The organism is Nocardioides sp. (assembly GCF_014360585.1).
Lineage (GTDB): Bacteria > Actinomycetota > Actinomycetes > Propionibacteriales > Nocardioidaceae > Nocardioides.
In genome coordinates, this window is sequence record NZ_JACIXG010000038.1 from 36,313 (window position 1) to 49,466 (window position 13,154).

Below are 13,154 nucleotides of genomic sequence, written 5' to 3' on the forward strand. Positions count from 1 at the left end.
GTCTGGCTCCGGGACCCCATGGGGGTGTGTTGCATGGGTGTAGTTTGCCGACATGCAGAGCATCGCCGTCCTGGTCGCACTCCTGACCGTCGCCGATGCCGTGACGGACTGGACCTGCGTGTGGTCCGGACGGCGCCGTCTCCACTACCTGACCAAACCCCTGGTGATGGTGGGGCTGATGGTGTTGACGGCGCTCCTTGGCGACGGCGAGGCGGCGGCCCGGTGGATCGTCGTCGCGCTCTTCTTCGGGATGCTCGGCGACATCTCGATGATCGGGTCGTCTCCCCGGCGCTTCCTCGGCGGCGTGGCACTCTTCTTCGTCGGCCACCTGGCGTACGCCGCTGCCTTCCTCGCCCTCGGCCTGGAAGCGCCCGGGTGGGCTTGGGCCGGTGTCGCGGTCGCGTTGGTGCTCGCGATACCGATGGGCCGCGTCCTGCGTGGCGCCCGGCTGATGGGCGGTCGGCCGATGATGGCGGCGCTGGCCGCGTACTCCCTGGTCATCGCCACCATGCTGGTGCTCGGCTGGCTGACCGGGAGCGTGTGGATTGCCGCCGGTGCGCTGGTCTTCGTGGTCAGCGACACCCTGATCGGGCTCAATCTGGCCGAGCACGGCAACGAGCCGCCTCGCCTGGCCAACGTGGCGGTCATGGTGACCTATCACGTCGGCCAGGCGCTGATCACGGCTGGCGTGCTGCTCGCCATCCAGTAGTGGATCTCGACCCGCTTCGCGGGTTCGCAAGCTCACCCGCTGCGCTCGCTCGATCCCTTCGCGTTGGTCCTGCGAGCTTCGCTCGCAGGACCAGGCTCAGGCCTCGATGACGACCGGGACGATCATCGGGCGACGACGGTGGGTACTGGAGACCCAGCGCCCGAACGTACGCCGGATGGCCTGCTGCAGCTGGTAGGTGTCGGTCGCGCCCTCGGAGATGGCGCGGTTGACCGCCTTGATGATCGGCTGCTTGACCGGCTCGAAGGCGTTGTCGGGCCACACGTGGCCGCGGGCGTGGATCTCGGGGCCGCTGGCGACGACGCCCTTGACCGAGTCGACCACGATGACGATCGAGACGAAGCCCTCCTCGCTGAGGATCCGGCGGTCCTTGAGCTCGGACTCGGTGACGTCACCGACGGTGGTGCCGTCGACGAAGACGTAGCCGCACTCGACCTTGCCCGCGATCTCGGCCTTGCCGTCGATGAGGTCGACGACGACGCCGTCCTCGGCGTAGACGACGCTCTCGACCCCGGTCTGGCGGGCCAGGTCACCGTTGGCGAGCAGGTGGCGCACCTCGCCGTGGACGGGCATCACGTTGCGCGGACGGACGATGTTGTAGCAGTAGAGCAGCTCCCCGGCGCTCGCGTGGCCGGAGACGTGCACCAGCGCGTTGCCCTTGTGGACCACGTTGGCGCCCAGGCGGGCGAGCCCGTTGATCACCCGGTAGATCGAGTTCTCGTTGCCCGGGATCAGGCTGCTGGCCAGCAGGACGGTGTCGCCCGGCTCGATGTGCACGAAGTTGTGGGTGCCGTTGGCGATCCGCGACAGCGCCGACATCGGCTCGCCCTGCGAGCCGGTCGAGACCATGACCACCTTCTCCGGCGGCAGGTCGGCGAGCTCCTTGGCATCGACGATGACGCCGTCGGGCACGTGCAGGTAGCCGAGGTCGGAAGCGATCTGCATGTTGCGGACCATCGAGCGACCGACGTACGCCACCTTGCGGCCGTGCGCGACGGCGGCGTCGAGGACCTGCTGGACTCGGTGAACATGGGAGGCGAAGCAGGCCACGATGATGCGCTGGTCCGACTCGCGGAAGACCTGCTCGATCGCGGGCGCGATCTTCTTCTCCCCGGTCGTGAACCCGGGCATCTCGGCGTTGGTGGAGTCGACCAGGAAGAGATCGACGCCTTCCTCCCCCAGACGCGCGAACGCCCGCAGGTCGGTGATCCGGCCGTCCAGCGGGAGCTGGTCCATCTTGAAGTCGCCGGTGTGCAGGACGAGGCCCGCCGGGGTGCGGATCGCGACCGCGAAGGCGTCCGGGATGGAGTGGTTGACCGCCACGAACTCGAGCTCGAACGGCCCGAAGGAGATCGTGTCGCCCTCGGACACCTTGTGCTGGACGGTCTCGCGCAGGCGGTGCTCGCGCAGCTTGGAGCCCAGCAGGGCCAGGGTCAGCTCGGAGCCGACCAGCGGGATGTTCTGCCGCTCCCTGAGGAGGTAGGGCGTCGCCCCGATGTGGTCCTCGTGACCGTGCGTCAGGACCAGCGCCTCGATGTCGCCGAGCCGGTCACGGATCGGACCGAAGTCGGGCAGGATCAGGTCGACGCCTGGCTGGTGCTCCTCAGGGAAGAGCACGCCGCAGTCGACGATGAGCAGTCGACCGTCGTACTCGAAGACGGTCATGTTGCGGCCGATTTCGCCGAGGCCGCCGAGAGGGGTGACTCGCAGGCCGCCCTTGGGGAGCTTGCCGGGTTCGGTCAGCTCCGGGTGTGGGTGAGACAAAGGCATTCCTTCTAGAGAAGGCCAGAGGCCTCCAGCCCGGCTCGCAGCGCCTCGACCTCGTCGTCGTCGAGCGCCACCAGGGGCCCTCGCACTTGACGGTTGTCGATCACGCCGGTCAGCTCGAGCGCGGCCTTGGCAGTGGTAGCTCCGTAGTTCGGGACGCCCATGATGGCGTCGATCGCGGGGAGCATCCGCGCATAAGTCTTGCGGGCGGTCTCGATGTCGCTCGCCGCGAAGGCATCGATCATCGTCCGGGTCTGGTCGCCGAGCACGTGCGAGGCGACGCTGATCACGCCGACGGCACCGTGCGCCAGCCAGGCGAGGGTGAGCGCGTCGTCACCGGAGTAGATCGTGTAGCCGAGGTCGAGGAGCCGGGTGCCGCGCGGCAGGTCGCCCGCGGCCTCCTTGACCGCGACGACCGTGTCCCAGCTGATCGCCTCACGGTAGGTGTCGAGGGTGATCGGGGACCCGGAGCGGCCGGGGACGTCGTAGAGGATGACCGGGGTGTCGGTCGCGGAGACGACGGTGCGGAAGTGCTCGCGGATGCCGCGCTCGCCGGGCCTGTTGTAGTAGGGCGTCACCAGCAGCAGGCCGTCGGCGCCGAGCTTTGCTGCCTGCTTGGCGAGCTCGACCGTGGTGCGGGTGTCGTTGGTGCCGATGCCGGCCACGACCTTGGCACTGTCGCCGACAGCGTCCTTGACAGCGGCCAGGATCTCGCCGTCCTCGGCCGGAGTGGTGGTCGGCGACTCGCCGGTGGTGCCGGAGACCACGATGCCGTCGTGGCCGTGTTCGACCAGGTGCTTGGCGACTTTCTGGGTCTGCTCCAGGTCGACCGAGCCATCGTCGTTGAAGATCGTGACGAGTGCGGCGAGCACGGTGCCGAACGGAGCATCAGTCATGGCATACAGACTATCGTCAGACGCGCGGAAGGACCTCGTCGGCTACGAGTCCGAGATGGTCGAGATCGCTCAGGTCGAGCACCTGGAGGTAGATCCGGCTGGCGCCGGCGTCCTCGAAGCGCTTGACCTTGGCGACCACCTCGTCCGGAGTCCCGGCGAGGCCGTTCTCACGCAGCTCTTCGGGCTCGCGGCCGATCGCCTGCGCACGACGGGCGATCTCGTCCTCGTCGCGACCGACGCAGAGCACCTGGGCCGCTGAGTAGATGATCGAATCGTCGCGTCCGGCGGCCTCGAGGAAGCGCCCGACGTTCTCGAATCGCGCCTGGGACTCCTCGACGGAGACGAAGGCGGCGTTGAACTCGTCGGCGAAGGCGGCGGCCAGCGTCGGCGTACGCTTCTTCCCGCCACCGCCCACGATCACCGGGATCGAGCCGGCGTGGCCGCGGGTCTGGACCGGCTTCGGCAGGCCCGGGCTGTTCTTGATGGTGTAGTGCTTGCCCTCGAAGTCGAAGGTCGCCCCCGGCTCGGTCGCCCACAGCCCGGTGATGATCTCGAGCTGCTCCTCGAGCATGTCGAACCTCTCCCCCAGTGCGGGGAACGGGATCCCGTACGCCTGGTGCTCCTCCTCGAACCAGCCCGCCCCCAGGCCGAGCTCGATCCGGCCGTCGGACATGTCGTCCACGTTGGCGGCCTGGATGGCCAGGACGCCCGGGAGGCGGAAGGTCGCGGAGGTGACCAGCGTGCCGAGCCGGATCGTGCTCGTGTCGCGGGCCAGGCCGGCGAGCGTCGTCCACGCGTCGCTCGGTCCGGGGAGCCCGTCGACCGATCCCATCTTCAGGTAGTGGTCGGAGCGGAAGAACGCCCCGAACCCGAGCTCCTCGGCCTTCTGTGCGACGGCCAGGATGTCGGCGTAGGACGCCCCCTGCTGAGGCTCGGTGAAGATGCGCAGCTCCATGCCGCTCACCCTAGACGTTAGGCAAAGAGTTCGCGCGCCAGGGATCGGTGTCGAGCGGTGGAGTAGAGCCTCTTCTCCTCGCGCTCTGCGTCCAGCTGCTCCTGATAGCGGGCGCTGAGCGGGTCGGCGGAGGTTGGGGTGGTCACCGGCTCGCCCCAGATCGTCCAGGTCGGCCCGTTTTCGATTGGGAGCCAGGTGCGTTCGAAGTCGGCGGACCACTCCCCCGCTGGTCGCAGCCGGAGGTCGGCGCCGTCCAGGCCGAGAAGATCGGCGGTGAAGACGGTCCAGGCCCCGAGCGTCGCCACCAGTGGGAGAGGTTTGCGAGAGGCGATCTGGAAAGCGGTCAACAGCGGCAGGTGCCAGTCGCGCGCCATCACGGCCGCCTGATCCTCCCAGCCGGCGCTCAGATCAAGGGGTCGCTGTCGCCCGACGCGAGCGATGAACGGCTGCCAGCGGTCGAGCGACTCGTCCTGACACCGCGGCCGGGCGAGGAGCTCGTCGAGGAGCTCGGCGTCGTAGAACGAAGCCGACCCGACCCGGTGGCGCGGGCCTGCCAATCCGGCGCGCAGCACCCGCTTCGCCTGGTTCTCGCCCAGGAGATGCACCTTCGCAAGCCTGGCCACTGCTTCTGTCGTGGAGATCCACATGGGACGAACTTATGTGTGAGCACCGACAGTAAAGATCGCAAGTGCCCGCGGGAGTCGTGGCTTATGCACTGGATCAGAACTAGCGCAACTCGCTCCTCGCGGCCTGGCAACACCTGGTGAATGATGCGTCGGCATGGACGCTCAGATAGCAGCTTCAGAAGCCTCGCGGGTCTACGTCGACATGGTCGGCGACCTGTTCCACGCCGGACACGTCGAGCTGCTTCGCGAAGCCCGAACCCATGGCGACTACCTGATCGTCGGAGTCTTGTCGGACGAAACCGCTGCGGGTTACAAGCGCCCCCCGATCATGACCCTGGCTGAGCGAGTCGCGGTGGTCGAGGCATGCAGGTACGTGGATGAAGTCATTGCCGACGCACCGTTCCGGATCGATGAAGCCTTCCTAGCCGAGCACGCCATCACCACGGTCGTTCATGGCGACGACCTCTCACCCGAGGGCGCTGAAGCCGTCTACGGCGCCGCCGTCGCGGCCGGCAAGCTCGCGTAGGTCCCGCGAACAACGGGGATCTCGACTACCGAACTGATCCGGCGCGTGCTCGACGCTAAAGCCGCGGGTGCTCTCGACCAACGGGCTTGACGTGCAGTCGGCGCATCACTCGTGACCGGTCCGACTGCGCAATGAATCCGCCAATCTCCGCTATGACAGAGGGTCCGAGTTTGTGAATCGTTCACAAACTCGGACCCTCTGTCATAGCGGACGGAAAGGCTTCGTGCCCCGGCGCCTTCGCACAGGTAGAGCCGTGGCGGCGGGTTGGCCTCATCGGAGAACTGCGGTGCCTACTCAACGCGGGTGAGGAAGACGCGGTCGTATGCTTCGTGCGGCTCGCGCCTCGACTCGACCCACTCCGTCTCGTCGAAGGACGGGTAGAGGACATCGCCCTCTGGCGTGAGATGGACGCGGGTGATGACCTGCTCGGTGGCGAACGGGAGCGCGGCCTCGTAGACCTGCGCTCCACCAGCGACGACAGTGTCGCCCTGCTCCCCCGCGGCCAGGGCGAGGGCGGAGTCGATGTCGTGGGCGACCAGGACTCCGTCGTAGGCCCAGGCCTTGTCTCGGGTCAGGACGACGGTCGTGCGACCGGGCAGCGGACGGCCGATGGATTCGAAGGTCGTGCGTCCCATGACGAGCGTGTGACCCATCGTGATCGCCTTGAACTCGGCCTGTTCGCCGGGGATCTTCCACGGGATGTCCGGGCCGTTGCCGATGACGCCGTTCTCCGCCACCGCAGCCACCATGACGATGCGCCCGGAACCGGCCTCAGACGGCAATGCTTCAGACGGCAATGGGAGCCTTGATGACGGGGTGCGGGTCGTAGCCCTCCACCGTGATGTCCTCGAGCTCGAAGGCGTCGATGTCCTTGACCTCCGGGTTGAGACGAAGCGTCGGCAGCGGCCGCGGCTCGCGGGTGAGCTGGAGACGGGCCTGGTCCAGGTGGTTGCTGTAGAGGTGGGCGTCGCCGAGGGTGTGCACGAACTCACCCGGCTCGAGGCCGGTCACGTGGGCGACCATGTGAGTGAGCAGGGCGTAGGAGGCGATGTTGAACGGCACGCCCAAGAACACGTCCGCGGAGCGCTGGTAGAGCTGCAGGCTCAGCTTGCCGTCGGCGACGTAGAACTGGCACAGCGTGTGGCACGGCGGCAGCGCCATGTCGTCGATGTCGGCCGGGTTCCAGGCGGAGACGATGTGGCGGCGGCTGTCAGGGTCCTGCTTGATCTGGTCGATGATCCGGGCGATCTGGTCGACGTGACGGCCGTCGGGGGTGGGCCAGGAGCGCCACTGGTAGCCGTAGACCGGACCCAGGTCGCCGTTCTCGTCGGCCCACTCGTCCCAGATCGTGATGCCGCGCTCCTGGAGCCAGCGCACGTTGGTGTCGCCGCGCAGGAACCACAGCAGCTCACCGAAGACCGACCGCGTGTGGACCTTCTTCGTGGTCAGCAGCGGAAAGCCCTCGGCCAGGTCGTAGCGGGTCTGATGACCGAAGACGCTGAGCGTGCCCGTCCCGGTGCGGTCGGACTTCTCCACACCCTCGTCGAGGATGCGGGTCAACAGATCGAGGTAGGGCTGCACGGCCCCAGCCTAGGTCAGAGCTCGAGCGTCCCGCGGATGGTGGTCAGTGTGTCTCCGCCCACCCACACCGACTCCCCGGTGGTCGAGCCTGTCGAGACCGTCGAGCCTGTCGAGACCGTCGAGCCTGTCGAGACCACGTGCACCCGTCCCCTCCGCTTCAGGATGGTCCCCTGCGAGGCGACGTACGTCTCCGGCAGCTGCGACCCCGCCAGCCACTGCCCCAGCGCGGCGTTGAGCGAGCCGGTGACCGGGTCCTCGAAGGCGACGCCGTCGGCCGGGAAGAAGGCCCGGACCTCGACCGCGCACTCGCTGCCCTCGGGGTAGCGTCCGACGAGGCCGACCTTGTGATCCCCCAGCGCGGCGTGGTCGGGCGTCACGGCGAGCACGGCCTCCGCGTCGGCCAGCATGATCCCGACCCAGCCCGGACCGTTGTCGCACCACCGCGCACCTTGGATGTCGTCCCGTGCGATCTGCAACCCCTTCGCGATGGCTACCAGCGTCTCCTCGTCGACCTCGCCGCCCCGGATCAGGTCGGGCGCCGCGAAGGCGATCCGCTCGTCGCGGCGAAGCTCGACCAGCCCGACACCGCACTCCTGCACCAGGCTCGCCCCTTTGGGCTTCCCACCCGCCTCCAGCCAGGCGTGCGCCGAACCGAGCGTCGGGTGCCCCGCGAAGGGCAGCTCACCGCTGACCGTGAAGATCCGCAGCCGGTAGTCGGCGGCCGGATCCGTGGGCGTCAGCAGGAAGGTGGTCTCGGAGAGGTTGGTCCACCGCGCGAAGGCGGCCATCTGCTCGTCGGTGAGGCCATCGGCCCCGTGCACGACGGCTACCGGGTTGCCCAGCAGCGGCTCGTTGGTGAAGACGTCGACCTGGCTGAACTCGTAGGCAGTCACGCGCGTGAGCCTAGCCGGGCCCGCAGAGCCTCAGGCGGAGAGCTTCATCGGGCCGTAGACCTGGCGGTCGTGCTCGAGCAGCACCACCGCGGCCACACCCGCGTCGAGGAGCTCCTGCCAGACCTCGCCCACCCACGACTCGGCGTCGCTCTGGTTGGCGAAGCGCTGGCCGGCGAGCTCGCCTTCGATCGGCACCTCGGCACCCGAGGCGTCGACCAGCTGCCACCACCAGGGTCGCTCGGCAGCGGTGGGCTGCTTGAACACGGACGGTACGTCAGGGATGCTCATCAGCCCTCCCGCACGTGCGAGGGGACGAAGGGCGGCTTGGTGAGCTGGAAGATCTCGCGGCGGCCGCGGACGTCGATGCCGATCTCGGCCTCCGGGTTGACCGTGGTCGAGACGAGCACCAGGCCGACGCCCTTCTTCAGCGTGGGCGAGAAGGTGCCGGAGGTGACCTCGCCGACCGGGACGTCGGCGGTCAGCGACGCCGACATGTGCGGGCGCGGGATGCCGCGGCCCACGGCGACGATGCCGCGCAGGGCGCGCTTCGGGCCGGCCTCCTTCTCGGCGACGAGCTTGTCGCGGCCCCAGAACGCTTCCTTCTTCCAGCCGACCGCCCACCCGAGGCCGGCCTCGTTGGGAGTGACGTCCAGGGCGATGTCCTGGCCGTGGAGCGGGTAGCCCATCTCCGTACGCAGGGTGTCGCGGGCGCCGAGGCCGCACGGCACCGCGCCGAGCTCCTCGCCCCGGGACAGCAGCGCGTCCCAGAGCGCACCAGCGGCCTCGTTCGCGACGATCAGCTCGTAGCCACGCTCGCCCGAGTAACCCGACCGGCACACGACGACGCCGATCTCGTCACCGAGCACGTCGGGAGCGGCAGCCTCCACGAAGGACATGTACTCGTGGCCGGCCGGCAGACCGACCGCCTCGAGCAGCTCGTCTGACTTCGGCCCCTGCACGGCGAGCACCGCGTAGTCGCGGTGGTGGTCGGCGAGGTTGATCCCCTCGGGCGCGGCGGCGTCGAGCCGGCGCACCACCTCCGGGGTGTTGGCGGCGTTGGGAACGATCAGGACGTGCTCGTCGTCGCGGTAGTAGGCGATCAGGTCGTCGACGATGCCGCCGGTCTCCTCGTCGCAGCACAGCGTGTACTGCGCCTTGCCGGGCTTGATCCGGTTGAGGTCGTTGGTGAACGAGGCGTTGACGAACTCGGCCGCACCCGGCCCGCTGATCATGACCTTGCCCAGGTGGCTGACGTCGAAGACCCCGACCGCCTCGCGGACCGCGGTGTGCTCCTTGACGACGCCGGCGTACTCCAGCGGCATCGACCAGCCGCCGAACTCACCGAACTTCGCGCCGAGCTCGACGTGGTTTTTGTGCAGAGGGGACTGGAGCAGCTTCGACCCGCCCCCCATGGAGGTCTCTTCAGCCATACTGCGAACTTATCGCACCTGAGCGACACAGCCCGGTCCGCGCCCCCTTCCGGCGTGCCCACATCGGAGACTGCTGAGGATCCCGCCTGCTGCGCGCCGCGATCGGCAGCCGGTCTCCTACACTGCAATGCGTGACCCTGCCTGACATCACCTACACGCTGCGTACCGCCTCTCCTGCCAAGACCCGGGCCGAGGCGGTGGTCGTCGGTATCGGCCAGGGCGCGAAGGATGTCGAGGTGGTCGCGGGCGCGGAGGACGTCAAGGCCGCCTACGGTCGCCGGTGGCACGGGCTGCTCGCCACCCTCGGCGTCAGTGGCAAGGCCGGCGAGGTCACCCGCCTGCCCGCGGGCGAGGAGATCGGCGCCCAGCTCCTGGTGCTGGTCGGGCTCGGGCCCCGCTCGACTTCTGGGGTTGAGAACGGAAGCTACTCGACCGATGCCGTACGCCGCGCCGCCGGCGCCGCCGCCCGTTCTGTGCCCAACGCGACCTCCGTCGCCGTGGCCCTTCCGGCCGACACCCCCGAGCTGGTCCGTGCCGTCACCGAGGGCTACCTCCTCGGCAGCTACACCTACACCTCCTACAAGTCGAGCTCAGCGAAGTCGGGCGCGGGCAAGTCGGACAAGTCCGGGTCGAAGCAGGAGGGCAACGGCCCGAGCGACGTCGCGTTCCTGAGCGCGATCGCGCGGCGTAGCGACGCGGTCACCGCCTTCGAGGAGGCGAAGATCGTCGCTCAGGCGATCGCCGGCACCCGCGAATGGGTCAACGTCCCGCCCGCCGATCTGACTCCCCCGGCGTTCGCCGACGCCATCGTCCACGTGGCCGGGCTGGTCGAGGGCGTGGAGACGACCGTCTACGACGAGAAGCAGCTGGCCGATCTCGGCTGCGGCGGCATCCTCGCCGTCGGCATGGGATCGGCGGCGATGCCGCGCTTGGTCGAGCTGACCTACTCCCCCGACGATGCCCGCGGCCACATCGCGCTGGTCGGCAAGGGCATCACCTTCGACTCCGGCGGCCTGACCATCAAGCCGGGCAACTCGATGTCCACGATGAAGTCGGACATGGCCGGGGCCGCCGCCGTGGCCCAGGCGACCTTCGCGATCGCCCGCCTCGGCCTCCCGGTGAAGATCTCCGCGTTCGTCCCGATGGCGGAGAACATGGTCTCCGGCTCGTCCTACCGGCCCGGCGACGTGGTCACCCATTACGGCGGCAAGACCGTCGAGGTCTCCAACATGGACGCCGAGGGTCGGATGATCCTCGCCGACGCCCTGGTGCGGGCGACCGAGGTCTCGCCGGACGCGATCATCGACGTGGCCACGCTCACCGGTCACATGGTGATGGCGCTGGGCGACCGGGTCAGCGGCGTGCTCGGGTCGAAGGAGATCGTCGACCGCGTCCTCGCTGCCGCCGACGTGGCCGGCGAGCAGATGTGGCCCATGCCCATCCCGGAATGGATGGACGAGCGGATCCGTTCCTCCAAGGTGGCCGACCTCAACCAGCACGACTGGATCCGCTGGGGTGGCGGGCTGTACGCCGCCGCGTTCCTGCGGGAGTTCACCGGCGGCCTGCCCTGGGCCCACCTCGACATCGCCGGACCGTCCTTCAACAGCGGCGGCGCGTCGGGCCATCTCACTCCCGGAGGCACGGGTGCGGCGGTGGCGACACTGGTGGACTACGTACGCGAGATGGCTACCGCTCAGTAGTGGTCCGGTTGACACAGCGCTGCAAGGGTAGTGACAAGATGGGGCCGTGATCGACGCCCTCGGCCGCCCTTCTGGCGGCACCATGCGTGCGTCGGGCAGGTGTCGGCCCAGACCGATGCGCCCCCCTTTCCACAGAGTCTCCGCACCGAGCCCTCGGGCTCGGTCCTGGCGGCGCGCGTGTCCGGACATACAAGTAGAGCAACGAACAGACGTAGAACGAAGGAACCCATGGCCACCGAAGTAACTCTCCCGGCACTCGGCGAGTCCGTCACCGAGGGCACCGTCACCCGCTGGCTCAAGCAGGTCGGCGACACCGTGGCGGTCGATGAGGCCCTGCTGGAGGTCTCCACCGACAAGGTCGACACCGAGATCCCCTCGCCGGTCGCCGGCACCCTGCTCGAGATCAAGGCTGCCGAGGACGACACCGTCGAGGTCGGTGGCCTGCTCGCCGTCGTCGGCGCGGCCGACGAGGCCGATTCTGCTGACGCTCCGGCCGAGCCCGATGCGCCTGCGGAGGAGCCCGCCGAGGCGTCCGCTCCTGCCGCCGAGCCCGAGGCTCCGGCCGAGCCGGAGACCCCCGCCGAGCCCGAGACCCCCGCCGAGCCCAAGGCTGAGGCCAAGCCCGCCGGCGGCAACGCCACCGAGGTCACCCTCCCCGCGCTGGGTGAGTCGGTCACCGAGGGCACCGTCACCCGCTGGCTCAAGCAGGTCGGCGACGACGTCGCTGTCGACGAAGCGCTCCTCGAGGTCTCCACCGACAAGGTCGACACCGAGATCCCCTCGCCGGTCGCCGGCACCCTGCTCGAGATCAAGGTCTCCGAGGACGAGACCGTCGAGGTCGGCGCCGCGCTGGCGCTCGTCGGTGAGGCCGGCGCCGCGCCGGCTGAGGAGCCCAAGCCCGCCGCCCCGGCTCCCGAGCCCACCCCCGAGCCCGAGCCCACTCCCGAGCCGGAGCCGGAGCCCGCTGCCGAGCCCACCCCGGAGCCCGCCCCCGAGCCGACCCCTGCGCCGGCCGCTGCCAAGCCCGCCCCGGCTCACGCCAAGCCGACCACCGAGAGCTCCCCGGCGATCCAGCCCGGTGGCTACGTGACCCCGCTGGTTCGCAAGCTCGCTGCTCAGCACAACGTCGACCTCGACAGCGTGCAGGGCTCCGGCGTCGGTGGCCGGGTCCGCAAGGAGGACATCCTCCAGGCGGCCGCCGCCAAGTCGGCTCCCGCCGCTGCGCCGGCAGCCGCGGCTCCGGCGGCCTCGACCGCTCCGGCCGCATCGGCCGGTGCCCCCGCGTCCCCGTCGCCGCTGCGTGGCACCACCGAGAAGATCTCGCGCCTGCGCAAGGTGATCGCCGAGCGGATGACCGAGTCGCTGCACACCGCAGCCCAGCTGACCCAGGTCATGGAGGTCGATGTCACCAACATCGCCCGCCTCCGCGAGGCCAACAAGGCCGGGTTCCAGCAGCGTGAGGGCGTCAAGCTGACGTACCTGCCGTTCTTCGCCAAGGCCGCGATCGACGCGCTCAAGGTGCACCCGAAGCTCAACGCCGGGATCGACATCGAGGCCGGCACGGTCACCTACTACGACCGCGAGAACATCGCCTTCGCCGTCGACACCGCCAAGGGCCTGCTGACCCCGGTCGTCAAGGACGCCGGCGACCTGTCGATCGCGGGCATCGCGAAGAAGATCGCCGACGTGGCCGACCGCACCCGCAACAACAAGATCACCCCGGACGAGCTCTCCGGCGGCACCTTCACGATCACCAACCTGGGTTCGTTCGGTGCGCTCTTCGACACCCCGATCATCAACCAGCCGCAGGTCGCCATCCTCGGCCCGGGTGCGGTCGTGAAGCGCCCGGTCGTCATCGACGACCCGGACCTCGGCGAGACGATCGCGGTGCGCTACATGGTCAACATCGCGCTCACCTACGACCACCGCCTGGTCGACGGTGCCGACGCCGGCCGCTTCCTGCAGGACGTCAAGAAGCGCCTCGAGGCTGGTCAGTTCGAGCTCTGAGCCCGGGCCTGATAAGCAGCTCGTACGTCGCGGCGCGGCCCCGCCT

13 protein-coding genes are annotated in these 13,154 nt (G+C 69.2%); 4 read left to right on the forward strand and 9 right to left on the reverse strand.

Annotation, left to right across the window (positions count from 1 at the left end; all coding sequences use genetic code 11):
• Positions 1–52 precede the first annotated feature (52 nt).
• A complete protein-coding gene (locus H5T77_RS14135; protein WP_292650235.1) occupies positions 53–709 on the forward strand; it encodes a lysoplasmalogenase in 657 nt (218 codons plus the stop codon).
• Positions 710–805: 96 nt separating this feature from the next.
• Here the strand turns inward: H5T77_RS14135 and H5T77_RS14140 are convergent, their stop codons facing one another.
• From H5T77_RS14140 to H5T77_RS14155, 4 genes are read right to left on the reverse strand one after another with little or no spacing between them, the layout of a single operon-like run.
• On the reverse strand, positions 806–2,491 hold the full coding sequence (locus H5T77_RS14140; RefSeq protein WP_292650237.1) for a ribonuclease J: 1,686 nt from the start codon (positions 2,489–2,491) through the stop codon (positions 806–808).
• A gap of 11 nt (positions 2,492–2,502) precedes the next feature.
• Positions 2,503–3,390, reverse strand: coding sequence for a 4-hydroxy-tetrahydrodipicolinate synthase (gene dapA / locus H5T77_RS14145; protein ID WP_292650238.1), 888 nt, complete (start codon positions 3,388–3,390; stop codon positions 2,503–2,505).
• Between the two features lie 16 nt (positions 3,391–3,406).
• Positions 3,407–4,345 carry an LLM class F420-dependent oxidoreductase gene (locus H5T77_RS14150; protein ID WP_292650240.1) on the reverse strand — a complete coding sequence of 313 codons (939 nt, stop codon included), beginning with the start codon at positions 4,343–4,345 and terminating at the stop codon, positions 3,407–3,409.
• Between the two features lie 17 nt (positions 4,346–4,362).
• Positions 4,363–4,992 (reverse strand): hypothetical protein, encoded by a 630-nt coding sequence (locus H5T77_RS14155; protein WP_292650242.1) that lies wholly within the window; start codon positions 4,990–4,992, stop codon positions 4,363–4,365.
• 133 nt (positions 4,993–5,125) lie between these two features.
• On the opposite strand from H5T77_RS14155, the gene H5T77_RS14160 reads away from it, so the two are divergent.
• Entirely contained in the window at positions 5,126–5,497 is a 372-nt protein-coding gene (locus H5T77_RS14160) for an adenylyltransferase/cytidyltransferase family protein (protein ID WP_292650243.1), read from the forward strand.
• Positions 5,498–5,787: 290 nt separating this feature from the next.
• Here H5T77_RS14160 and H5T77_RS14165 read toward each other — a convergent pair whose 3' ends face one another.
• From H5T77_RS14165 to gcvT, 5 genes are read right to left on the reverse strand one after another with little or no spacing between them, the layout of a single operon-like run.
• On the reverse strand, positions 5,788–6,246 hold the full coding sequence (locus H5T77_RS14165) for a dihydrofolate reductase (RefSeq protein WP_292650245.1): 459 nt from the start codon (positions 6,244–6,246) through the stop codon (positions 5,788–5,790).
• A gap of 37 nt (positions 6,247–6,283) precedes the next feature.
• Positions 6,284–7,078 (reverse strand): thymidylate synthase, encoded by a 795-nt coding sequence (locus tag H5T77_RS14170; RefSeq protein WP_292650246.1) that lies wholly within the window; start codon positions 7,076–7,078, stop codon positions 6,284–6,286.
• A 14-nt stretch (positions 7,079–7,092) separates the two neighbouring features.
• Positions 7,093–7,971: a PhzF family phenazine biosynthesis protein gene (locus H5T77_RS14175; protein WP_292650249.1), complete on the reverse strand. Its 879-nt coding sequence runs from the start codon at positions 7,969–7,971 to the stop codon at positions 7,093–7,095.
• Between the two features lie 30 nt (positions 7,972–8,001).
• Positions 8,002–8,259 carry a hypothetical protein gene (locus tag H5T77_RS14180; protein ID WP_292650251.1) on the reverse strand — a complete coding sequence of 86 codons (258 nt, stop codon included), beginning with the start codon at positions 8,257–8,259 and terminating at the stop codon, positions 8,002–8,004.
• The gene (gene gcvT / locus H5T77_RS14185) at positions 8,259–9,401 is read right to left on the reverse strand and encodes a glycine cleavage system aminomethyltransferase GcvT (protein WP_292650253.1); all 1,143 of its coding nucleotides are present in this window, start codon (positions 9,399–9,401) and stop codon (positions 8,259–8,261) included. The genes H5T77_RS14180 and gcvT overlap by 1 nt, the downstream gene beginning before the upstream one ends.
• 131 nt (positions 9,402–9,532) lie before the next feature.
• On the opposite strand from gcvT, the gene H5T77_RS14190 reads away from it, so the two are divergent.
• Together H5T77_RS14190 and sucB are read left to right on the forward strand one after the other, a co-directional pair.
• A complete protein-coding gene (locus H5T77_RS14190; protein ID WP_292650255.1) occupies positions 9,533–11,101 on the forward strand; it encodes a leucyl aminopeptidase in 1,569 nt (522 codons plus the stop codon).
• 228 nt (positions 11,102–11,329) lie between these two features.
• Positions 11,330–13,108, forward strand: coding sequence for a 2-oxoglutarate dehydrogenase, E2 component, dihydrolipoamide succinyltransferase (gene sucB / locus H5T77_RS14195; protein WP_292650257.1), 1,779 nt, complete (start codon positions 11,330–11,332; stop codon positions 13,106–13,108).
• Positions 13,109–13,154 lie beyond the last annotated feature (46 nt).

Coding starts and splice junctions, on each gene's coding strand:
- H5T77_RS14135 (WP_292650235.1), top strand. CDS start 53: ATGCAGAGCATCGCCGTCCTGGTCGCACTCCTGACCGTCGCCGATGCC.
- dapA (WP_292650238.1), bottom strand. CDS start 3,390: ATGACTGATGCTCCGTTCGGCACCGTGCTCGCCGCACTCGTCACGATC.
- H5T77_RS14150 (WP_292650240.1), bottom strand. CDS start 4,345: ATGGAGCTGCGCATCTTCACCGAGCCTCAGCAGGGGGCGTCCTACGCC.
- H5T77_RS14155 (WP_292650242.1), bottom strand. CDS start 4,992: ATGTGGATCTCCACGACAGAAGCAGTGGCCAGGCTTGCGAAGGTGCAT.
- H5T77_RS14160 (WP_292650243.1), top strand. CDS start 5,126: ATGGACGCTCAGATAGCAGCTTCAGAAGCCTCGCGGGTCTACGTCGAC.
- H5T77_RS14165 (WP_292650245.1), bottom strand. CDS start 6,246: ATGGTGGCTGCGGTGGCGGAGAACGGCGTCATCGGCAACGGCCCGGAC.
- H5T77_RS14180 (WP_292650251.1), bottom strand. CDS start 8,259: ATGAGCATCCCTGACGTACCGTCCGTGTTCAAGCAGCCCACCGCTGCC.
- gcvT (WP_292650253.1), bottom strand. CDS start 9,401: ATGGCTGAAGAGACCTCCATGGGGGGCGGGTCGAAGCTGCTCCAGTCC.
- sucB (WP_292650257.1), top strand. CDS start 11,330: ATGGCCACCGAAGTAACTCTCCCGGCACTCGGCGAGTCCGTCACCGAG.